This window comes from Mumia flava, from assembly GCF_002797495.1.
Classification (GTDB): Bacteria; Actinomycetota; Actinomycetes; order Propionibacteriales; family Nocardioidaceae; genus Mumia; species Mumia flava.
Genome location: NZ_PGEZ01000001.1, coordinates 1,205,063 through 1,224,895, shown reverse-complemented (window position 1 = coordinate 1,224,895; position 19,833 = coordinate 1,205,063). Strand labels below are relative to the sequence as shown.

Annotated in this window: 16 protein-coding genes and 1 pseudogene; 10 read left to right on the top strand and 7 right to left on the bottom strand. The window is 72.4% G+C overall.

Features of this window, described 5'->3' with window-relative positions; genetic code table 11:
• Window positions 1-86: 86 nt before the first annotated feature.
• Genes CLV56_RS05785 through meaB form a run of 3 tightly spaced genes read left to right on the top strand, consistent with a single transcriptional unit; the run spans window position 87 to window position 5,102 of the window.
• Window positions 87-1,907 (top strand): methylmalonyl-CoA mutase subunit beta, encoded by a 1,821-nt coding sequence (locus CLV56_RS05785; protein ID WP_039343030.1) that lies wholly within the window; start codon window positions 87-89, stop codon window positions 1,905-1,907.
• Entirely contained in the window at window positions 1,904-4,087 is a 2,184-nt protein-coding gene (gene scpA, locus CLV56_RS05780; RefSeq protein ID WP_039343027.1) for a methylmalonyl-CoA mutase, read from the top strand. The genes CLV56_RS05785 and scpA overlap by 4 nt, the downstream gene beginning before the upstream one ends.
• Before the next feature lie 16 nt (window positions 4,088-4,103).
• Window positions 4,104-5,102, top strand: coding sequence for a methylmalonyl Co-A mutase-associated GTPase MeaB (meaB, locus tag CLV56_RS05775; protein WP_100414523.1), 999 nt, complete (start codon window positions 4,104-4,106; stop codon window positions 5,100-5,102).
• A gap of 69 nt (window positions 5,103-5,171) precedes the next feature.
• On the opposite strand, the gene CLV56_RS05770 is transcribed toward meaB, so the two are convergent.
• Window positions 5,172-6,125, bottom strand: coding sequence for a DUF559 domain-containing protein (locus CLV56_RS05770; protein ID WP_157805077.1), 954 nt, complete (start codon window positions 6,123-6,125; stop codon window positions 5,172-5,174).
• 139 nt (window positions 6,126-6,264) lie between these two features.
• On the bottom strand, window positions 6,265-7,374 hold the full coding sequence (locus tag CLV56_RS05765; RefSeq protein ID WP_039343022.1) for a citrate synthase 2: 1,110 nt from the start codon (window positions 7,372-7,374) through the stop codon (window positions 6,265-6,267).
• A gap of 36 nt (window positions 7,375-7,410) precedes the next feature.
• Between CLV56_RS05765 and pdxH the strand changes: the two genes are divergently transcribed.
• Window positions 7,411-8,061 carry a pyridoxamine 5'-phosphate oxidase gene (pdxH, locus tag CLV56_RS05760; RefSeq protein WP_039343020.1) on the top strand — a complete coding sequence of 217 codons (651 nt, stop codon included), beginning with the start codon at window positions 7,411-7,413 and terminating at the stop codon, window positions 8,059-8,061.
• Between the two features lie 5 nt (window positions 8,062-8,066).
• Here the strand turns inward: pdxH and map are convergent, their stop codons facing one another.
• Window positions 8,067-8,825, bottom strand: a complete 759-nt coding sequence (map, locus tag CLV56_RS05755) for a type I methionyl aminopeptidase (protein WP_039343110.1) — start codon at window positions 8,823-8,825, stop codon at window positions 8,067-8,069.
• 285 nt (window positions 8,826-9,110) lie between these two features.
• Between map and CLV56_RS05750 the strand changes: the two genes are divergently transcribed.
• Window positions 9,111-10,370, top strand: coding sequence for an MFS transporter (locus tag CLV56_RS05750; RefSeq protein ID WP_039343017.1), 1,260 nt, complete (start codon window positions 9,111-9,113; stop codon window positions 10,368-10,370).
• Between the two features lie 4 nt (window positions 10,371-10,374).
• Here the strand turns inward: CLV56_RS05750 and CLV56_RS05745 are convergent, their stop codons facing one another.
• From CLV56_RS05745 to CLV56_RS05735, 3 genes are all read right to left on the bottom strand, one after another.
• Entirely contained in the window at window positions 10,375-10,995 is a 621-nt protein-coding gene (locus tag CLV56_RS05745) for a PadR family transcriptional regulator (protein ID WP_100414522.1), read from the bottom strand.
• Between the two features lie 148 nt (window positions 10,996-11,143).
• On the bottom strand, window positions 11,144-12,733 hold the full coding sequence (locus tag CLV56_RS05740; protein WP_211287986.1) for a glycoside hydrolase family 13 protein: 1,590 nt from the start codon (window positions 12,731-12,733) through the stop codon (window positions 11,144-11,146).
• Window positions 12,734-12,818: 85 nt separating this feature from the next.
• Entirely contained in the window at window positions 12,819-13,535 is a 717-nt protein-coding gene (locus CLV56_RS05735; protein ID WP_039343015.1) for a hypothetical protein, read from the bottom strand.
• A gap of 71 nt (window positions 13,536-13,606) precedes the next feature.
• Here CLV56_RS05735 and CLV56_RS05730 point away from each other — a divergent pair, with 71 nt between their 5' ends.
• From CLV56_RS05730 to CLV56_RS05715, 5 genes and pseudogenes are all read left to right on the top strand, one after another.
• The gene (locus CLV56_RS05730; protein WP_039343012.1) at window positions 13,607-14,308 is read left to right on the top strand and encodes an iron-dependent transcriptional repressor DtxR; all 702 of its coding nucleotides are present in this window, start codon (window positions 13,607-13,609) and stop codon (window positions 14,306-14,308) included.
• 189 nt (window positions 14,309-14,497) lie between these two features.
• Complete coding sequence (locus CLV56_RS05725) at window positions 14,498-16,693, top strand: putative bifunctional diguanylate cyclase/phosphodiesterase (RefSeq protein ID WP_100414521.1); 2,196 nt, start codon at window positions 14,498-14,500, stop codon at window positions 16,691-16,693.
• A 41-nt stretch (window positions 16,694-16,734) separates the two neighbouring features.
• A pseudogene (locus tag CLV56_RS21350) lies at window positions 16,735-16,908 on the top strand (PGPGW domain-containing protein); the annotation flags it as partial.
• A gap of 3 nt (window positions 16,909-16,911) precedes the next feature.
• Window positions 16,912-17,601 (top strand): hypothetical protein, encoded by a 690-nt coding sequence (locus CLV56_RS05720; protein WP_245857917.1) that lies wholly within the window; start codon window positions 16,912-16,914, stop codon window positions 17,599-17,601.
• 65 nt (window positions 17,602-17,666) lie between these two features.
• Entirely contained in the window at window positions 17,667-18,335 is a 669-nt protein-coding gene (locus CLV56_RS05715) for a protein-L-isoaspartate O-methyltransferase family protein (RefSeq protein ID WP_039343009.1), read from the top strand.
• Here the strand turns inward: CLV56_RS05715 and CLV56_RS05710 are convergent.
• On the bottom strand, window positions 18,289-19,752 hold the full coding sequence (locus CLV56_RS05710; protein WP_157805076.1) for an HNH endonuclease signature motif containing protein: 1,464 nt from the start codon (window positions 19,750-19,752) through the stop codon (window positions 18,289-18,291). The genes CLV56_RS05715 and CLV56_RS05710 overlap by 47 nt on opposite strands.
• Window positions 19,753-19,833 lie beyond the last annotated feature (81 nt).

Sequence of the window (19,833 nt, the reverse complement as noted above, 5' to 3'; positions counted from 1 at the left end):
CGACGAATCGTGGTCGGTGGGGGCCGCGTGTCGGGTAGATCACACCGGGTGGCTGTTACACATCGTTCATCCGTACGATGCGCCTCATGACCGACCTGTCGCTGCGCGGCGACGCGTCGTACTCCCGTGACGCCTGGGAGTCCGCCGCGGCCGCCGTCCTCCGCAAGTCCCGCCGGCTCACCGACGACGACCCGGACGACCAGGTCTGGGACAAGCTCACGACCCGCACCCTCGACGGCATCGGGCTCAGCCCGCTCGGCACCCCCGAGGCCGTCGCGGACCTCGCCGAGACCGGCCTGCCGGGTCAGGCGCCGTACGTCCGGGGCACCGACGCGGTCCGCGACGGACGCTGGGACGTCCGCGTCCAGCACGCCGACCCCGATGCCGCGAAGACGGCCGAGGCGATCCTCGACGACCTCGAGAACGGCGCCACCTCGGTGTGGCTGCGCCTCGGGCCCGACGCCGTCGCGGTCGGTGACCTGGCGACGGTGCTCGACCGGGTCTTCGTCGACCTCGCCCCGGTCGTGATCGAGGCGCGGGCGGACAGCCTCGGTGCCGCCGACGCGTTCTGCCGCTACCTCGACGAGCGCGACGTGACCCCGGCCCCCGGGACCAGCCTGGGGCTCGACCCGATCGGTGCTCTCGCCCGCGGGTACGAGTCCGGGCTCGACCTGCCGACCGTCGTCGTCGAGGGGAGCCGCAAGGCCGCGGAGCGGGGGATCGGGGCGATCGTCGTCGACGCCACCGCCGTGCACGACGCCGGCGCGTCCGACGCGCAGGAGATCGGGTACGCGCTGGCGGCCGGTGCTGCGTACCTGCGGATCCTCGTCGACGCCGGGTTCGGGGTCGACGATGCGCTGGCCGCGATCAGCTTCCGCTTCGCCGCGACCGACGAGCAGTTCCCCACGATCGCCAAGCTCCGCGCGGCCCGCCGTACCTGGAACCGCCTCGCCGAGCTGTCCGGCGGCTCGGAGCCGTCCCGCGGGCAGGCCCAGCACGCGGTCACGTCGCGGGTGATGCTGAGCAAGTTCGACCCGTGGGTCAACATGCTGCGGACCACCGTCGCGACCTTCGCGGCCGGCGTCGGTGGCGCCTCCTCGGTCACGGTGCTGCCGTTCGACCAGCCGCTCGGGCTGCCGGACGCGTTCAGCCGCCGGATCGCCCGCAACACCTCCTCGCTGCTGATCGAGGAGTCCCACGTCGGCAAGGTCACCGACCCGGCCGGCGGGGCGTACGCCACCGAGCAGCTCACCGACGACCTCGCCCGCGCCGGGTGGGAGGAGCTCGGGCGGATCGAGGAGGCGGGCGGGGTGCTGGACGCGATCGCCGACGGCTCGCTCGCCGGGCGGCACCTGGCGGTCGCCCGCGAGCGCGAGCAGCAGATCGCCCGGCGCAAGCGCCCGCTGACCGGTCTGTCGGAGTTCCCGAACCTCCGCGAGGTGCTCCCCGAGCGCCAGCCGCGGCCCGAGGGCGCCGAGCCCGTCCAGCGTTGGGGGGCGGCCTTCGAGTCGCTGCGCGACGAGCCGGCCGCGACGCCGGTCTTCCTCGCGACCATGGGGACGATCGCGCAGCACACGGCCCGCGTCACGTTCGTCGCGAACCTCCTCGCCGCCGGCGGGATCGACACCGTCGCCGCCGGCCCGACGAGCAGCACCGTCGACGTGCTCGACTCCTACGACGGGTCGCCGGTCGTGTGCCTCGCCGGCACCGACGCCGCGTACGCCGAGTGGGGCGCGGACCTGATCATGGGTCTGCGTGCGGCCGGCGCCCGCTGGGTGATCCTGGCCGGCAAGCCCGTGGCGGGCCTGGAGGTCGACGCGACCGCCGCCATGGGCGTCGACGCGCTGGCCTTCCTGCACGAGACCCGCGCACACCTGGCCGGCCCGACGAACGGAGCGAACGCATGAGCATCCCCGAGTCCTTCGCCGGGTTGCCGCTCGACCCCGACCAGCCGTACCGCCCGGACCCCGACGCGTACGCCCGCCGCACCGACGGTGCCGAGCCGTGGCTCGCGCCCGAGGGCATCGAGGTCGCGCCGCTCTACACCGCCGCCGACCTCGCCGGGGCGGACGCGCTCGACACCTACCCGGGACTCGCGCCGTTCCTGCGCGGTCCGTACCCGACGATGTACACGACGCAGCCGTGGACGATCCGGCAGTACGCGGGGTTCTCGACCGCGGAGGAGTCGAACGCGTTCTACCGACGCAACCTCGCCGCGGGGCAGAAGGGGCTGTCGGTCGCGTTCGACCTGGCGACGCACCGCGGCTACGACTCCGACAACCCGCGCGTCGTCGGCGACGTGGGCATGGCCGGGGTCGCGATCGACTCGATCTACGACGCGCGCACGCTCTTCGACGGCATCCCGCTGGACAAGATGAGCGTCTCGATGACGATGAACGGCGCGGTGCTGCCGGTGCTCGCGCTCTACATCGTCGCGGCCGAGGAGCAGGGGGTGAAGCCGGAACAGCTCGCGGGGACCATCCAGAACGACATCCTCAAGGAGTTCATGGTCCGCAACACCTACATCTACCCGCCGGCGCCGTCGATGCGGATCATCTCCGACATCTTCGCCTACACCGCGCAGCGGATGCCGAAGTTCAACTCGATCTCGATCTCCGGCTACCACATCCAGGAGGCCGGGGCGACGAACGACCTCGAGCTCGCGTACACGCTGGCCGACGGCGTCGAGTACATCCGCGCCGGGCTCGACGTCGGGCTGGACATCGATGCGTTCGCGCCGCGGCTGTCGTTCTTCTGGGCGATCGGGATGAACTTCTTCATGGAGGTCGCGAAGATGCGCGCCGCCCGCGCGCTGTGGTCGCGGCTCGTCGGGCAGTTCGACCCGAAGAACCCGAAGTCGTCGTCGCTGCGGACCCACTCGCAGACGTCGGGCTGGTCGTTGACCGCGCAGGACGTGTTCAACAACGTGCAGCGCACCGCGATCGAGGCGATGGCCGCGACCCAGGGCCACACCCAGTCGCTGCACACGAATGCCCTCGACGAGGCGATCGCGCTGCCGACCGACTTCTCCGCGCGGATCGCCCGCAACACCCAGCTGCTGCTCCAGCAGGAGTCCGGCACCACCGCGACGATCGACCCGTGGGGCGGCTCGTACTACGTCGAGAAGCTGACCCGCGACCTCGCCGCCCGAGCCTGGGCGCACATCGAGGAGGTCGAGGCCGCCGGCGGGATGGCGAAGGCGATCGAGGCCGGCATCCCGAAGATGCGCGTCGAGGAGGCCGCGGCCCGCACGCAGGCGCGGATCGACTCGGGCCAGCAGTCGGTGATCGGCGTGAACACCTACCCGGTCGACGCCGACGAGCCGTTCGAGGTGCTCAAGGTCGACAACCGCGCGGTCTACTCCGCGCAGGTCGCGAAGCTCGAGCGGCTCCGTGCCGAGCGCGATCCCGAGGCCGTACGGCGCAGCCTCGAGGCGCTGACCGAGTCCGCCGGCCGCGGCGCGTCGCGCGACGGCACCCTCGACGGCAACCTGCTCGCGCTCGCGGTCGACGCGGCCCGGGCGAAGGCGACGGTGGGGGAGATCTCCGACGCGCTGGAGCAGGTGTACGGGCGCCACAAGGCCGTGATCCGTACGATCTCGGGTGTGTACCGATCCGAGGCGGGCAAGGCCGAGAACGTGCAGCGCGTCGTCGAGGCGACCGAGGCGTTCGAGGAGGCCGAGGGCCGTCGTCCGCGGATCCTGGTCGCCAAGATGGGCCAGGACGGGCACGACCGCGGCCAGAAGGTGATCGTGTCCGCGTTCGCCGACATGGGCTTCGACGTCGACGTGGGCCCGCTGTTCTCCACGCCCGACGAGGTCGCGCAGCAGGCGGTCGACGCCGACGTGCACATCGTCGGGGTCTCCTCGCTCGCGGCGGGCCACCTCACGCTGGTCCCGTCGCTGCGCGAGGCGCTGGCCGAGCAGGGGCGCCCGGACATCATGGTCGTCGTCGGCGGCGTGATCCCGCCCGACGACGTCGCCGAGCTCGAGCGGATGGGCGCCGCGGCGGTCTTCCTGCCGGGCACCGTGATCGCCGAGTCCGCGCTGGACCTGCTCGACAAGCTGCGCACCACGCTGAAGCACTGATGGCGGGCCTGCACTGATGGCGGCGGGTACGGGTGCGTCGGCGTCGCCGGGTCCTGACCTGGCCGCGCGTGTCCTCGCCGGCGAGCGGGCCGCACTCGCGCGGGCGATCACGCTGGTCGAGTCGCGCCGTGACGACCACCGCGAGCAGGCCCGCGCGCTGCTCGAGGAGCTGACCCCGCACGCGGGCGGCTCCGTACGGGTCGGGATCTCGGGTGTGCCCGGGGTGGGCAAGTCGACCTTCATCGAGGCGCTCGGGACCTACCTGACCGGTCAGGGCAAGCGCGTGGGCGTGCTCGCGGTCGACCCGTCGAGCATCCGTACGGGCGGGTCCGTGCTCGGCGACAAGACCCGGATGCCGCAGCTCGCGGCGGACCGCGACGCGTACATCCGGCCGTCGCCGACTGCGGGGACGCTCGGCGGCGTCGCCCGGGCGACCACGCAGGCGATCCTCGTGCTCGAGGCGGCCGGGTTCGACGTGGTCCTCGTCGAGACCGTGGGCGTCGGGCAGTCCGAGGTCACGGTCGCCGGGATGGTCGACTCCTTCCTGTTCCTGACGCTGGCGCGGACCGGTGACCAGCTCCAGGGGATCAAGAAGGGCATCCTCGAGATCGCCGACGTGATCGCCGTGAACAAGGCCGACGGCGACCGCGAGCCCGAGGCCCGCTCCGCCGCGAAGGACCTCGCCGGCGCGATCCGGCTCGTGCACGCCGGCTCGAAGGGCTGGGTGCCGCCGGTGCTGACCTGCTCGGCGCTCCAGGAGCGGGAGATCGACACGGTCTGGTTGCGGCTGCTGCGGCACCGCGAGTTCCTCGGTGCGCAGGGCCTGCACGACAAACGGGCGCAGCAGCAGCTCGAGTTCACCTGGGCGCTGGTGCGTGACGACCTCGACCGGCGTCTGCGGCGGTCGCCCGGCGTCGCCGGTGTGCTCGAGGAGGTCCGGCGGGGTCTGCTCGACGGCACGATCGCGGCTCCTGCGGCGGCCGACGCGATCCTCGCGGCGTACGACGCCGACTGACCCGCCCGTACCCGCCCCGATTTGACGCGTTCTCCACCGACCTGAGGACGCGATTCGGTGGAGAACGCGTCAAATCGGGGGCGCGGGCGGGGCGGCAGGACGGGTGCACTTCCCGAACCACCGTTGCCACATCGTGTTGAAGTGCGGCGGCGGCCCGGCGTACCCGTTGTCGCGGAGTGCATGGAAGACGCGCCAGGCGATCGCGCGCTTGTCCAGCAGGTCCTCGACGAGCACGACGATGACCGTCCAGCCGGCGCGTTCGAGGTTCTCCCGACGTGTTCGATCGCGGGCCCGTTGCCGGCGCGAGCGCTCGTGCCACTCCCCGTCGTACTCGACGACGACGCGGTGCTTCCAGTAGACGAGGTCGCACCGCCCGAGGAACCGTCCACGACCGTCGAGCACGTCCGGGTTGACGTCGGGCTCGGGCAAGCGCGCGAGCACGAGGGAGAGTCTGATCAGCGTCTCCATCGGCGACTCCGCACGTTCCCGGGCGTACGGGAAGGCCCGGCGCGCCCGGACCACACCGTCGATGTGCGTGCGATGGAGGTACGCGCGGAGCTGGTCCGCAGAGGTGTGACCCGCGTACAACAGATGGTCGGCGGCCTGGACGAGCTCGACGAGGTTGAGGATCGTGGCGCAGTCGACGTACGTCCGGTCGGGGCCGAGACACGGGAAACCGTCGAGCGTCACAGGACGGAGGCGACCGCGTCTTCGATGAAGCACGATGCCGTCGCGCTCGCGGTGCGCCTGGGTGTTCGTGGAGAAGTGGAGGGGGTGCATGCCGCGCAGCTCGAGACCCCACATCCGCAGGGCCGTGAGGTGGCTGATCGCGGCGTCGGCGGGGAGAACCAGCAGCGCCGCCTGCAACCACGTACGGAAGGTGACGGCAACCGACGCCGCGACGTGGACCCCGCGGAAGAGGCGCCGAAACCGCTTGCCGTCGAGCTGTCGCGGGGTGATGCCCAGCTCGTGGGCGGCGTCGGATCTGAAGGGCTGGTTGACGGCTTCGGGGAGCGGGCGCACCACCCGTACGGTGCCGTGTCACGCCGATTCCGCGCTGCGGCCATCCACAACCCGGTGTCGCGCCCCCGATTCGACGCGTTCTCCACCGATCTGCTCAGCCAGAAGGGTGGGAAACGCGTCAAATCGCGGGCGCGGGGGGCTACTGCCAGGTCCAGGTGTCGGACCAGCCGCTGACGTCCTCCGGGGGACGCGTGCCCGGTCCGACGTAGACCGCCGAGGGGCGGATCAGCCGGCCGGTGCGCTTCTGCTCGAGGATGTGGGCACTCCACCCGCCGGTGCGGGCGCAGGTGAACATCGAGGTGAACATGTGCGGCGGGATCTCGGCGAAGTCGAGCACGATCGCGGCCCAGAACTCGACGTTCGTCTCGAGCACGCGGTCGGGCCGGCGCTCGCGCAGCTCGGCCAGGGCAGCCTCCTCCAGCGCCTCCGCGACCTGGTACCGGGGCGCGTTCAGCTCGCGGGCCGTGCGGCGCAGCACCCGGGCCCGCGGGTCCTCGGCGCGGTACACGCGGTGCCCGAACCCCATCAGCCGCTCACCGGAGTCCAGCAGACCCTTCACGTACGTCCGGGCGTCGTCGGTCTGCTCGACGTCGGCGATCATCCCGAGGACGCGCGAGGGAGCCCCGCCGTGCAGCGGTCCGGACATCGCCCCGACCGCTCCGGAGAGCGCCGCGGCGACGTCCGCGCCGGTGGACGCGATCACCCGCGCCGTGAAGGTCGAGGCGTTCATCCCGTGCTCGGCCGCCGAGGTCCAGTAGGCGTCGATGGCCTTGACGTGGTCCGGGTTCGCCTCGCCGCGCCAGCGGGTCAGGAACCGCTCGGTGATCGTCCGGGCCTTGTCGATCTCGGACTCCGGCACCATCGGCTGGCCGATCCCGCGCGCGGCCTGCGCGACGTACGACAGCACCATCACCGCGGTCCGCGCGAGGTCGTCGCGCGCCTGCTCGGCGTCGATGTCGTAGAGCTGGCGGATCCCCCACGCCGGCGCCGTCAGCGCGATCGCACTCTGCACGTCGACGCGGATGTCGCCGGAGTGCACCGGGATCGGGAACGGCTCCGCCGGCGGCAGCCCCGGTTCGTACGCGCCGTCCACGAGCAGTCCCCAGACCTTCTCGAACGGCACCCGGCCGACCAGATCCTCGATGTCGACGCCGCGGTAGCGCAGCGACGACCCTGCCTTGTCGGGCTCGGCGATCTCGGTCGCGAACGCGACGACGCCCTCGAGCCCCTCCTTCACCTCGTCAGTCATGCGGGTCACTCTGCCATCTCCGCCTAGTGTGGGGGCATGGACCCGCACGCGATCGCCGCGCTCCGCGAGGAGTACGAGGCCGCCGGACTGACCGAGAGCGACGCGGGAGGCGACCCGGTCGCGCTGTTCGAGCGGTGGTTCGAGGCCGCCGTCGCAGCCGGGCTGAAGGACCCGAACGCGATGGCGCTCGCCACCGTCGGGGCGGACGGTCGCCCCTCCGTACGGACCGTGCTGCTCAAGGGGTTCGGCGCCGACGGGGTCGTGTTCTACACGAACTACTCCTCGCGCAAGGGCGACGACCTTGCCGCCCACCCGTACGCGGCGCTGGTCATGCTGTGGCACCCGCTCCAGCGCCAGGTCCGGATCGAGGGGCCGGTCACCCGGGTCGACGAGGAGACGTCGGACGCGTACTTCGCGTCGCGACCGCGCCCCTCGCGTCTCGGTGCCGTCGCGTCGCCGCAGTCGCGCGTGGTCGCCGACCGGGTCGAGCTCGAGCGGGCGTACGACGCGGCGGAGGCGACCTATCCCGACGGCACCGCGGTGGCGCGCCCGGACGACTGGGGCGGCTACCGCGTCGCGCTGGAGACGGTCGAGTTCTGGCAGGGTCGGACGGGGCGCATGCACGACCGGCTGCGGTTCCGTGCCGACGGTCGCGGCGGGTGGGTACGGGAGCGCCTCGCGCCGTGATCTGATCAGGGCAGCGTCAGGATGCGCGGCCCGTCCTCGGTGATCGCGACGGTGTGCTCGACGTGCGCCGCGCGGGTCCCGTCGGCACTCCGCAGGGTCCAGCCGTCGGCGTCGGTGCGGTAGTCGTCACCGCCCCCGGCGATCAGCATCGGCTCGATCGCGAGCACGAGGCCGGCGCGGAGCTTCAGGCCGCGGCCGGCCCGCCCTTCGTTCGGGACGTGCGGGTCCTCGTGCATGGTGCGGCCGATCCCGTGGCCGCCGTGGTCGGCGAGCAGCCCGTAGCCGGCGGCCCGCGCCACCGCGCCGACGGCGTGCGCGATGTCGCCGAGCCGGTTGCCCGGGCGGGCCTGCTCGATCCCGGCGGCGAGCGCGGCCGCGGTGGTCTCGATCAGCGGGTCGGTCCCCCCGCCGACGACGAAGCTCGTGGCCGCGTCACCGGCCCAGCCGTCGAGCAGGGCGCCGAAGTCGATGCTCACCAGATCGCCCTCGACCAGCGGGTCGGAGCTCGGGATGCCGTGCACGATCGCGTCGTTCACGCTCGCGCAGATCGAGGCCGGGAACGGCGTCGGGGCCCACCCGGGGTGGTAGTCGAGGAACGGCGAGGTCGCGCCGGCCTTGCGGAGCACCTGGGCACCGACCTCGTCGAGGTCCTGGGGGGTCGCGCCGGGCACGGCGGCCTCGGTCATCGCCGCGAGCGCGTCGGCGACGACGCGTCCGGCTTCGCGCATGCGCTCGATCTGGGCCGGCGTCTTGATCTCGATCACCACGCCAGCGTACGCGGGGGTGCGCGGCCGGGTCCGGACACGGAACGACCCGCGGGGTTGAATGCCGAGTGGACAAGATCTCGGCCCCCGCGGGTCGGGTGACTGCGTTGGGATTCGCTGCGCGGTGGCGAGTGATCCCGTCACCAGCTGCTAGCGCGCAGCCACCTCACAAGTCCGTACGTCAATCATTGATCGGACCACCTCCTTCCCTGTGTGTCTCGACGGTACGCCGCCGGGTCGACCCGGGACAACGGGTTATCTCGTTGCAACGCACAATGGTTTTTCGTGGCAGCAGCACGTCGGCTCCTCACCGACATCCGACCCCTTCGCGAGTCCCCGGCGTACCGTCGTCTCTGGGTCGGGCAGACGATCTCCCAGCTCGGGCAGCAGATGGCGACGGTCACCGTCGCGTTCCAGGTCTACGACCTGACCGGCTCGTCGTTCGCGGTCGGCCTGGTCGGGCTCGTGTCTCTGGTGCCGCTGGTCGGGCTCGGGCTGTACGGAGGGGCGCTGGTCGACCACTTCGACCGCCGGACGGTCGCCGTCGTGACGGCGGTCGGACTGTGGCTGTGCACGGCCGCTCTGCTCGCGCAGGCCGTGCTCGAGGTCGGCTCGGTCGGCCTGCTGTACGGGATCGTGGCCGCGCAGAGCGGACTGTTCGCGGTGAACAACCCGGCCCGCTCGGCGATCCTTCCGCGGATCGTGCCGGCCCACCTCCTCCCGGCCGCGAACGCGCTCGGGATGGCGTCGTTCAACCTCGGCTTCACCGTCGGGCCGCTGCTCGGCGGTGTCATCATCGGCGCCGCCGGGGTCGGTGCGACGTACGCGATCGACCTGCTGACGTTCACAGCGGCGCTGTACGCGTTGCTGCGGCTGCCCGCGATCCCGCCCGAGGGCGCGACGGGCCGCGCGCCGGGGCTGCGGTCGGTGGTCGAAGGGCTGTCGTGGCTGCGGCGCGCTCCGAACATCCGGATGACGTTCGTCGTCGACCTGTGCGCCATGGTGCTCGCGCAGCCGCGCGCGCTGTTCCCCGCGCTCGCGGTCACGGTGTACGCCGGTGGCCCGGACATGCTCGGACTGCTCCAGGCGTCACCGGCGATCGGGTCGATCGTCGCGTTCGCGTTCTCCGGCTGGATCAGCCGGATCCACCGGCACGGCCTCGCGATCACGGTCGCGGTCGTGGCGTACGGGGTGTCGGTCGCGCTCGCCGGCGTGGCGGCGATCGGGTTCGCCGGGATCCTGTGGCTGCTCGTCGTGATGCTGGCGCTCTCCGGGTCGGCCGACATGATCAGCGCCGCGTACCGGTCGACGATGCTCCAGCAGGCCGCGCCGGACGCACTGCGCGGGCGGCTCCAGGGCGTCTTCACCGTGGTGGTGGCCGGAGGGCCCCGACTCGGGGACTTCGTCGCGGGCTCGCTCGCGCACCTCGGCGGCGAGGGACTGGCGATGCTGCTGGGCGGGGTGGCGTGCGTCGCCGGGACGCTGCTCGCGGTCGGGTTGCAGCGCGGGTTCCTCGGCTACGACTCGCGCCACCCCACCCCGTGACCGCTCACTCGGCCAGGATGCCGTAGAGGGTCTTCCGCGCCTCGTCCAGCGCCTCGGCGGCACGGGCGCGCTGGTCGTCGGTGCCGTCCTCGGCGACCTGACGGGCTGCGCGGGCGAGCTTGCGGATGCCGGAGTGCAGGTCCTCGGCGGCCTGCGAGCTCGGCTCGGTGCTCGCCCAGACCTTCGCGACGTCGTCCGCTCGGTCGGCGAGGAACGCACGGCCGGACTCGGTGAGCGAGAACGTCCCGTCCTCGTCGCTCATGACGAGGTCGCCCTCCTCGAGGCGACGCAGGACGGGGTAGATCGAGCCGGGGCTGGGGCGCCAGCGGCCGTCCGTACGCTCCGCCACGGCGCCGATGACGCCGTAGCCGTTGGTCGGCTCGTCGCCGAGCACCGAGAGGACGGCGAGCAGCACGTCGCCGCGTCGGGCACGGGGACCGCCGCGGCGCCGTCCACCGAATCCGGGAGCGCCGAACTCGGGGCCGCCGAACGGGGCACCGCCGGGACCGAAACCGGGGCCGCCGGGGCCGCGTCCACGTCCGCGTCCGTGACCGCGGTGGTCGCGTCGGCGGGTCTTCGGGCCGCTGCGGGGCCCGAACGGGGTGTCGAACTCTGTCGTACGCATGAGGGTTCCTTTCGTTCGTTGTCTCATGTGCTATCGACAGTACATCGCGATATATCGTTTTGCAACGCAGACGGATGCCGGGCTCGTCGCCCGGAGGTGAGTGGGTTCCCACCGCACCGCCCGCCCGGACGGCGAGCACGCCTCGCCGTCAGGCCAAGAACCAGGCGGCCGCGTCGGGGAGCAGAGCGCCGGTGTCCTCCGCGAGCGCAGTCGAGAGCACGATCGGGTCACCGAGATCGGCGACGGCATGGTCGGTGTCGCCGCAGTTCACGACGCAGACCAGCGCCGGGCCGCCGTCGGCCCCGTCACGCCGGAACGCCACGACGTCGTCGCCGCGCTCCAGCATCACGAGCTTGTCCGAGAGGTCGTCGACGAGACCTCGCCGGCGTGCCAGGGCGTATCGGACGAAGGCGAGGGTCGAGAACGGGTCGTGGCTCTGGTGCTCGACGGTCAGGTCCGCGAACCAGCCGGGCATCGGCAACCACGGCTCGCCCGACGAGAAGCCGAACGGCGACGTGTCGCCGTCCCACGGCACCGGGATCCGGCACCCGTCGCGCCCGACGCCGCCGCCCCGCAGCCAGGTCGGGTCCTGCCGGTCCTCGGGTGCGACCTCGACCTGCGGCAGCCCGAGCTCCTCGCCCTGGTAGACGTAGGCCGACCCGGGCAGCGCGAACATCGTGAGCAGCGCCGCCTTCGCCCGGCGCAGCCCGATCTCGCCCCCGCCGTAGTGGGTGACCGTGCGGACGACGTCGTGGTTCGACAGGACCCAGGTCGGGGACGCGCCCACGGGCGCGACCGCGGCGTACGTGTCGTCGATGACGCGTCGCAGCTCGGGGGCGCTGAACGGCGTGGACAGCCACTGGAAGTTGAAGACCTGGTGCATCTCGTCCGGACGGACGTAGCGCGCCATCGCCTCCGGCGTGCCGACCCAGGCCTCGCCGATCATCATCCGGTCGCCGTCGTAGGAGTCGAGGACCTGCCGCCAGCGGCGGTACACGTCGTGCACGCCCGGCTGGTCCCAGTACGGTCGGTCCCACTCGGAGAACGTGGCGTCCATCGTCTCGCCGGCAGGCCCCAGCCCTTCGACGTCCGGCAGACCGGGAGCCTTGAAGAGCCCGTGAGCCACGTCGACCCGGAAGCCGTCGACGCCGCGGTCGAGCCAGAACCGCAGCACGGACTCGAACTCGTCACCGACCTCGGCGTCGTCCCAGTTCAGGTCGGGCTGGCTGGCGTCGAACAGGTGCAGGTACCACTGACCGTCCGGGACCTGCGTCCAGGCCGGGCCGCCGAAGACCGACTGCCAGTTGTTCGGCGGCTCGGCGCCGTCGGGGCCCCGCCCGTCCGCGAACACGTAGCGGTCCCGCGCACGCGAACCCGGCTCGGCCGCCAGCGCCTCGACGAACCACCGGTGGTCGGACGACGTGTGGTTCGGGACCAGGTCGACGATCACCTTGAGGTCGCGCTCGTGCGCGCCCGCGAGCATCGTGTCGAAGTCCTCGAGCGTCCCGAACAGCGGGTCGACGTCGCGGTAGTCGCTGACGTCGTAGCCGTGGTCGGCCTGCGGCGAGCGGTAGAACGGGGTCAGCCAGAGCGCATCGACGTGCAGGCCGGCGAGATAGTCCAGCCGCGACGTGATGCCACGGACGTCCCCGATGCCGTCGCCGTCGGAGTCGGCGAACGAGCGGACGTAGATCTGGTAGCAGACGGCGTTGCGCCACCACGGTGCGTTCACGGGCATTCCTCGCGCGGGGTGGGGTCAGAGATCCGAGTGGCCGCGGACGCTGCACTGCGTACGACGCGACCTCTCCAGTCTACGGGCCGGATCAGCGGAACGCGGCGACGTCGACTGTGATCCAGGTCTGTTCCGAGCGGGCCACCAGCGTCCCGTCCTCGGTGTACAGAGCGGTGCCCGTGAGTCGCTTGCGGCCCTCGGTCGTACGGAGGGCGCCGACCACCACGTACGTCGTGCCGCTGTGCACGGGGCCCAGCACCTGTCCGGTCATCCGCCCGAGCACCATCGCCCGCTCCCCGGCGTCGGCCGCCCAGCTCCCCGGGCAGTCGATCGACGCCCACACCACGGGCGCGTCGACGGGATCGCCGAAGGCAGGATGGACCGTCCACAGGCCCGCCACGAGGCCGTCCTCCCCGGGGAACGGGCCCGTGAAGATCCGAAGTCCGTCCCCGGCCTCGCGTGCCGTCCCGCAGGTGAAGCACCGTGCGAACGGGTGCTCGGCGAACCCCGGGTAGTCCTCGGCGCTGCGCCGGGCGAGCGGGGGTTCGACGAAGCGCGGAGCGGGGACGTCGAAGCCGCCCTCGAGCACCGTCGCGGTGCCGACGACCGCGTCCCCGTCGCGGAGCTCCGCCCGACCCGCATCGGGATCGACCTCGTACTCCAGCGGGACCCCCAGCGGCGGCGGGACCCGCAGGGTCGACGTGGTGGGGACACCCCCGAGCCCGCTCGCGACGAGCCCGGCGACGTACCCACCGTTGCCGGACCGGTCGGGTCCGTTGAAGGCGGGGTCGATCGTGATCGTGGTCATGTCCGCATTGTCGCCGCCGGCCCGCGCCGGCGCGGTGACGGGGGACCCGGAGGTCGTGGAACAATGGGTGGGTGAGCGACCTGATCGACACCACCGAGATGTACCTGCGCACCATCTACGAGCTGGAGGAAGAGGGCATCGTCCCCCTCCGGGCGAGGATCGCCGAGCGGCTGCACCAGAGCGGCCCCACCGTCAGCCAGACGGTCGCGCGGATGGAGCGTGACGGCCTGCTCACCGTCGAGGGCGATCGTCACCTCGAGCTGTCCGAGCAGGGACGCTCCCTCGCGACCCGCGTGATGCGCAAGCACCGTCTGGCCGAGCGGCTGCTGACGGACGTGATCGGCCTGGAGATCGAGTACGTCCACGAGGAGGCGTGCCGCTGGGAGCACGTCATCTCCGAGCACGTCGAGAAGAAGCTCGTCGCACTGCTCGAGCACCCGACCGAGTCGCCGTACGGCACACCGATCCCCGGTCTCGCCGAGCTGGGCGAGGACGCGACGACGCCCGAGGCGTTCCTCGGCGACGGGGTCATGCACATGCCCGCGGCGCTCCCGCGCGACGGCGGCGCGAGCCGCCTCATGGTCCGGCGGATCGGCGAGGAGCTCCAGAAGGACACGTCCGCGATGTCGGTGCTGCGCCGTGTCGGGGTCCTCCCCGGCAACGACGTGCTGGTCTCCGGTGCGCCCGACGGCGGGATCGTCGTCGCTCGCGGTGGGGAGACCGCCGAGATCGATCCCGACGCTGCCGAGCACATCTTCGTCTCCAGGCCCTGACGCGATTCCGGCAATCGGGCACGCGGACGCCGCGCGTGTTGTTCTATTGGGTGCGGCGGTCGCGGAGCGCGACCAGGGCGGGAACGGGGGACCTGGATGGCGCGGGCGATGCGCCGGCGTCTCGGGACGGCAATCACGGGGATTCTGGTCTGTCTCGCTCTTGCCGCATGCCTGACCGCTGTCGTCGCGGTGCCGAACGAGGGCTGGGAGCAGGCGTGGTGGTGGTGGGCCGCGGTCCCCGTGGTCGCGCTCGCGAGCGCGGCGCCGTTGTACCTCGGGCGTGACCAGGTCGTCGGGGCAGAGGCCAGCGTCCTGCTGTTCCTCTCGCTGACCCTCCCGTGGCCGCAGGCCCTGGTGGTCTGGACCGTCGGCGTCGTGGCTGCGCGCCTGCTGGTCAACCCGCAGGGTCGCCGCGTCCACGACGTGGCGCTGGCCGTCGTCTGCGGTGCGGTCGCCGTCGGCGTGGTGGCGGTGCTGGACACGTCACGCACCTTCGGGGTGCAGGAGGTCGTCGCGGTCGTCCTGGCCTTCAGCGCCTACTTCGCGCTCGGTGTGGCGGTGGTCGGGCTCGGCGAGGGCGGCGGTGCCGTGGTGGGCTCGGCCCGACGCCGGGTCTGGGAGGTCGGGACGCTGTACGGCGTGTTCTTCGGCGTCGCCGCGATGGGCTACGTGTGCGTGCTGCTCTATCGCGCCGTCTCCGGGTGGGCCCTGCTGGCCGTGGCCCCGGCGCTGGTGATCGTGCTGGTCGCCGTGAACGGCGTGACCCGCCAGCGCGAGACCGCCCGTCGGCTCGACGTGCTCTTCCGTACGGCGCGCGCACTGCACTCGGCCGCGTCGGAGGACCAGATCCTCGAGATCATCGATGCCGGGGTCCGACGTCTCGGCGACCCGACCGAGTCGGGCCTGTGGACGACGATGCCGCAGGGCGACGAGGTGCGCCGCCTGTTCATCACGGGCGACCAGGTGTGCTGGCTGGTCGTGGCGCCGATGCCGGGCACGCCCGACGCGACGCTGAGCCTGGCCGAGGCGATCGCATCGATCGCCCAGCAGGCCGAGGAGGCTCTGTCGCGGATGCGGATGAACCGCGACCTCGAGGAGGCCGCCGAGCACGACCCGCTGACCGGGCTGGTCAACCGGGCGGTCTTCCTCGACACGCTGGCGGCCACCGAGGGGCGGCGCGCCGTGCTGTTCTGCGATCTGGACGGGTTCAAGAAGGTCAACGACCGGTTCGGGCACCCCAGCGGGGACGCGGCCCTCGTAAGGATCGCTCGCCGGCTGTCCGACGGGCTGCCGGACGACGTCTGCGTGGCGCGCCTCGGCGGCGACGAGTTCGCGATCCTCGTGACCGGTGACGACGCGCAGGCCCGGTCGGTGGTCGTCGCCGAGCAGGTCCGCGAGCTCGTGGCGCGTCCGATCCGTGCGGAGCAGGCGACGCTGGCGATCTCGGTCAGCATCGGGATCGCGTACGACGCGGGGCCGGACCACGTCGACGATCTCCTCCGCAACGCCGACATCGCCATGTACGAGGGCAAGCGCACCGGGCGTGACCGGACCGTCGTCTACGAGCCCGCGATGGGCACGCAGCGGCTCCGGTCGCTCGAGCTGGCCGAACGCCTCGCGGCCGCGATCTCCGACAAGCGGCTGCGGGTGGTCTACCAGCCGATCGTCTCGGCGTCGACGGGCGGTCTGCTCGCGGTCGAGGCTCTGGCACGGTGGACGGAGGACGGGGAGGTGGTCTCGCCCGAGGAGTTCATCCCGTTGGCCGAGTCGGCCGACCTGATCGAGCAGCTCGGCGAGCTGGTGCTCGATCTCGTCCGGGCGGACGTGCCGCAGCTGTCGCGTGCGCTGCCGGACGGGACCACGATCGCGGTGAACATGTCGGCACGACAGCTCGGGACGCCCCGGTTCCTCGATGCGGTCGAACGCACCCGGGTCCGGCTGGCGCCGTTCTCGCTGACGTTGGAGGTCACCGAGACGGAGGTGATCTCCGAGGACACGCTGGCGTCGGGCGTGCTCGACACGTTGCGCGCGGGCGGGATCGAGGTCGCGGTCGACGACTTCGGGATCGGCTTCTCCTCCATGGAGCGGCTGATGCGGCTGCCGGTCGACACGCTCAAGCTCGACCGGATCTTCTCGGCGGAGGTCGACGCCGACCGCCGGCGCGCCGAGTTCCTCGCGTCGATGCTGCAGATGGCCGCGGCGCTGCGTCTGCGGACCGTCGTGGAGGGGATCGAGCGTCGCAGCCAGGTCGAGGTGATCGAGTCGCTGGTCTCCGCGCAGGAGTTCGAGGCCCTGGCGATGCAGGGCTATCTGTTCGGCGGTCCGATGAGCCCGTCGACCCTGGTGCGGTGGGCCGCGGAGCAGCGCCGGAGGTCGGCTCACTGAACCCCTGGCATGCTGGGGGTGTGTTCTTCGGGAGACCGTCGATGGTGAGGAGCTTCGCGTCCTGGCTGCGCGCGACCGGTCTGGAGATGCTCGGGTGGATGCTCGTCGTCGCCGGCGTCGCGGCGCTCGTCTTGCCCGGACCCGGTCTGCTCATGATCTTCGCGGGTCTGGCGGTGCTCTCGAACCGGTACGAGTGGGCGCGCCGCCAGGTCGTCCCGATGAAGAAGAAGGCCTTCGACGCGGCGCGCTACGGGGTCGAGACGTGGGTCCGCATCGGCGCCAGCATCCTGTCGGCGTTCTGCGTCATGGCGTTCGGCGTCATCTGGTGGATCGGGCCGGAGATTCCCGAGTGGGGTCCGTTCGGGCCGCACCTGCCGTTCGAGGGGTGGGCGACCGGCACGAGCATGATCCTGTCGAGCCTGATCGCTCTGACGCTGATCGTCTACAGCGTGCGACGGTTCCGTGGCGAGGCGCTCGACGACGCCGAGGTGCTCGACGACGCCGAGGCGTTCGAGGACGCCGACGCGCTCGAGCATGGTGATCCGCCCCGCACCGGCGACCTGCTCGACGGTGACGAGGGGGGCGTCAGCTCCGGCGGAGGCCCGTCAGGTCCAGAGCACCGCGATCAGCACGTTGACGGTCGCGAGGCCGCCGATCGCGTGGGCCATCCCGACGGGAGCCTTGTCGTTCCGGCGCTGCGCGACGAACGCCAGCACGGTGACGACGATCGCCACGACGAGCTTGACGGCGATCTTGGCGTTGTTGACCTCGAGGTCGTCCATCTCGCGGACGCCGACCATGAGGAGGCCGGTGAGCAGGGCGGTCGCGGCGGCGTGCGAGACACCCTTGGCGATCGGGACCGGGGCGCGCAGCCGGCTGAGCCAGGCTCCCACCACGAACGCCCATGACAGCAGATGGATCACGAGCAGGATGCGAAGCAGCCAGTCCATGCCGTGAACGATAGTGGACACCGATGATGGTCGAGACGCGCGACCCGGTCGCCGAGGCGATGCGCAGGGTCCGGCGGGCGGACTTCCTGCCGCAGGATCTGCGTGGATCGGCGGAGTACGACGGGCCGGTCCCCATCGGGCACGGCCAGACGAACTCCCAACCTCGCACGGTCGAGGCGATGCTCCGGCTGCTCGAGGTGCCCGCTGGTGGCCGGGTGCTCGATGTCGGGTCCGGCTCCGGCTGGACCACGGCTCTGCTCGCGGTGCTGGTCGGCGCGCCGGGCGAGGTCGTCGGGGTGGAGCTCGTGCCCGATCTGGTCGAGCGTGGCGCTGCCGCCGTCGCCCGCGTGCTCGCGCGCGACGCGGCGGAGACGTCCCGCGCCGCGCGAACGGACGGCGCCGCGCGAACGGACGGCACCGCGCGAACGGACGGCACCGCGGTCGGGCGGGCACGCATCGTCCAGGCGCGCGAGGGTGAGCTCGGCTGGCCGGCCGGGGCGCCGTACGACCGCATCCTCGTCTCGGCGCAGCCACACCGCCTTCCTGAGGAGCTGGTCGCGCAGGTCGGGGCGCCGGGGATCATGGTGATCCCGGTCCGGGGCGAGATGCTTCGCGTGGTCCGCGACGCCGCTGGGGAGGTCACGGTCACGCGGCACGGTGCGTACCGCTTCGTGCCGCTGCTGGGTGGGTGACAGGTCGCCACCGGTCGTTGCGCCGTGGGCGTCGCCGGGGGTCGATCCGCGCGGGCGGCAGGAACTCGGGCAGCCCGTCGCGCGCCAACCTCACCTGCCACTCGCCTGCGTGGATCACCCGATGATGGTGACCGCAGAGCAGCACGCCGTCCTCGAGATCGGTGCTGCCGCCCTGGGACCAGGGCGTCCGATGGTGTGCCTCGCACCACGATGAAGGCCGGTCGCAACCGGGGAACGCGCACCCGCCGTCCCGCAGAGCGAGGGCGGTCCGCTGCGCCGCGCTGAACAGCCGCTGACTGCGCCCGAGGTCGAGCACCTGCCCGCGCGAGCCGAGAACGGCGGGGATGATCCGTGCGTCGCAGGCGATCCGGCGGACCTCCCTGGCTGACACGCGGGAGCCAGCCGAGGTGGTGCCCGCTCGCTCGATCTCGCCGCGGAGCGTCTCCAGATCCGTCGTCACCACCACCGTCGCCGTCGTCCCGCCGTGCTGGCGCTCGTCGCGGAACACCCGCACGAGATCGCAGAGCGCCGCGCCGAGCCGCTGCGGATAGTCCCGTGCGTCGCGGTCGGACGTGCTGGTCGAAGCCCCGACCGAGCCGGCCGTACCGCCCGCCGCGCCATCCGCACCCGCCGCGCCATCCGCACCCGCCGCGCCAACCGCACCCGCCGCGCCACCCGCCACGACCGGACTGCGCGGAGCCGTCCGCGCCTCGAGCGCCGTGCGCAGCATCTCTGCCTCGAGCTCCGGAAGACGGAAGCCACCGTTGACCATGCCGTCCCCGTCCGGCGGTCGTAGCCAGACGGCGGCACGGCGCCGGGCGGCGCGCTCCTCCCGCTCGAGCGTCGCCGACTCCTCGCGGTCCGCCGACTCCCGGTCGATGGCTTCCAGGACGCGCTTCGCCGCACGCCGAAGCGTCACCACGTCGTAGCGCCGTGCCTTCGCGAGCAGATCGGACTCGACCCGCTCTCGCTCGTCCGGGCTCAGACGCCCGTGGACGCGGCGCATCGCAGCGGCGACGACCTCGGCCTTCTCCTTCGAGAGATCGGGGTCGGCCAGGTCACGGTGCGTCTGGGGCGCGACGTCCGGGAGGTCCTCGGCGAGCCGAGCGTCCCGGCCCGCCTCCTGTCGAGACGCGCCGGTCTGCCGGCTCAACCATCCGGAGGTGGAGGTGCTGGCGTCCGCGCGGTCCGGTCGCGTCCGCGACGCGCGTCGGGTCAGGTCGAGGGCCAACGCCTGGCCGGCGCGCTCGAGGGCATGGACCGCCCGCATCAGACGGCTGACGTCGTCGCGGTCGAGGCCGTCGGTCGAGGCTCGGAGGTCGATGATCCGCCGCGTGACGTCGGCGAGGTCGTCGACCACCGCGCCCACGTCCGGCGCGCTCCGCGCGTCGCCGGCTGCGTCGACGTTCTGCGTCATCCCTGCACCTCCTCGCCGCGATCCGTCCGACTCCCTCTAATCGTACACCTGTTCGAACCTCGGGGGAAGCCCGGGACGCAC

Coding starts and splice junctions, on each gene's coding strand:
- scpA (WP_039343027.1), top strand. CDS start 1,904: ATGAGCATCCCCGAGTCCTTCGCCGGGTTGCCGCTCGACCCCGACCAG.
- CLV56_RS05710 (WP_157805076.1), bottom strand. CDS start 19,752: ATGACGCAGAACGTCGACGCAGCCGGCGACGCGCGGAGCGCGCCGGAC.
- CLV56_RS05785 (WP_039343030.1), top strand. CDS start 87: ATGACCGACCTGTCGCTGCGCGGCGACGCGTCGTACTCCCGTGACGCC.
- CLV56_RS05745 (WP_100414522.1), bottom strand. CDS start 10,995: ATGCGTACGACAGAGTTCGACACCCCGTTCGGGCCCCGCAGCGGCCCG.
- meaB (WP_100414523.1), top strand. CDS start 4,104: ATGGCGGCGGGTACGGGTGCGTCGGCGTCGCCGGGTCCTGACCTGGCC.
- pdxH (WP_039343020.1), top strand. CDS start 7,411: ATGGACCCGCACGCGATCGCCGCGCTCCGCGAGGAGTACGAGGCCGCC.
- CLV56_RS05715 (WP_039343009.1), top strand. CDS start 17,667: ATGATGGTCGAGACGCGCGACCCGGTCGCCGAGGCGATGCGCAGGGTC.
- CLV56_RS05765 (WP_039343022.1), bottom strand. CDS start 7,374: ATGACTGACGAGGTGAAGGAGGGGCTCGAGGGCGTCGTCGCGTTCGCG.
- CLV56_RS05740 (WP_211287986.1), bottom strand. CDS start 12,733: ATGCCCGTGAACGCACCGTGGTGGCGCAACGCCGTCTGCTACCAGATC.
- CLV56_RS05720 (WP_245857917.1), top strand. CDS start 16,912: ATGAAGAAGAAGGCCTTCGACGCGGCGCGCTACGGGGTCGAGACGTGG.
- CLV56_RS05735 (WP_039343015.1), bottom strand. CDS start 13,535: ATGACCACGATCACGATCGACCCCGCCTTCAACGGACCCGACCGGTCC.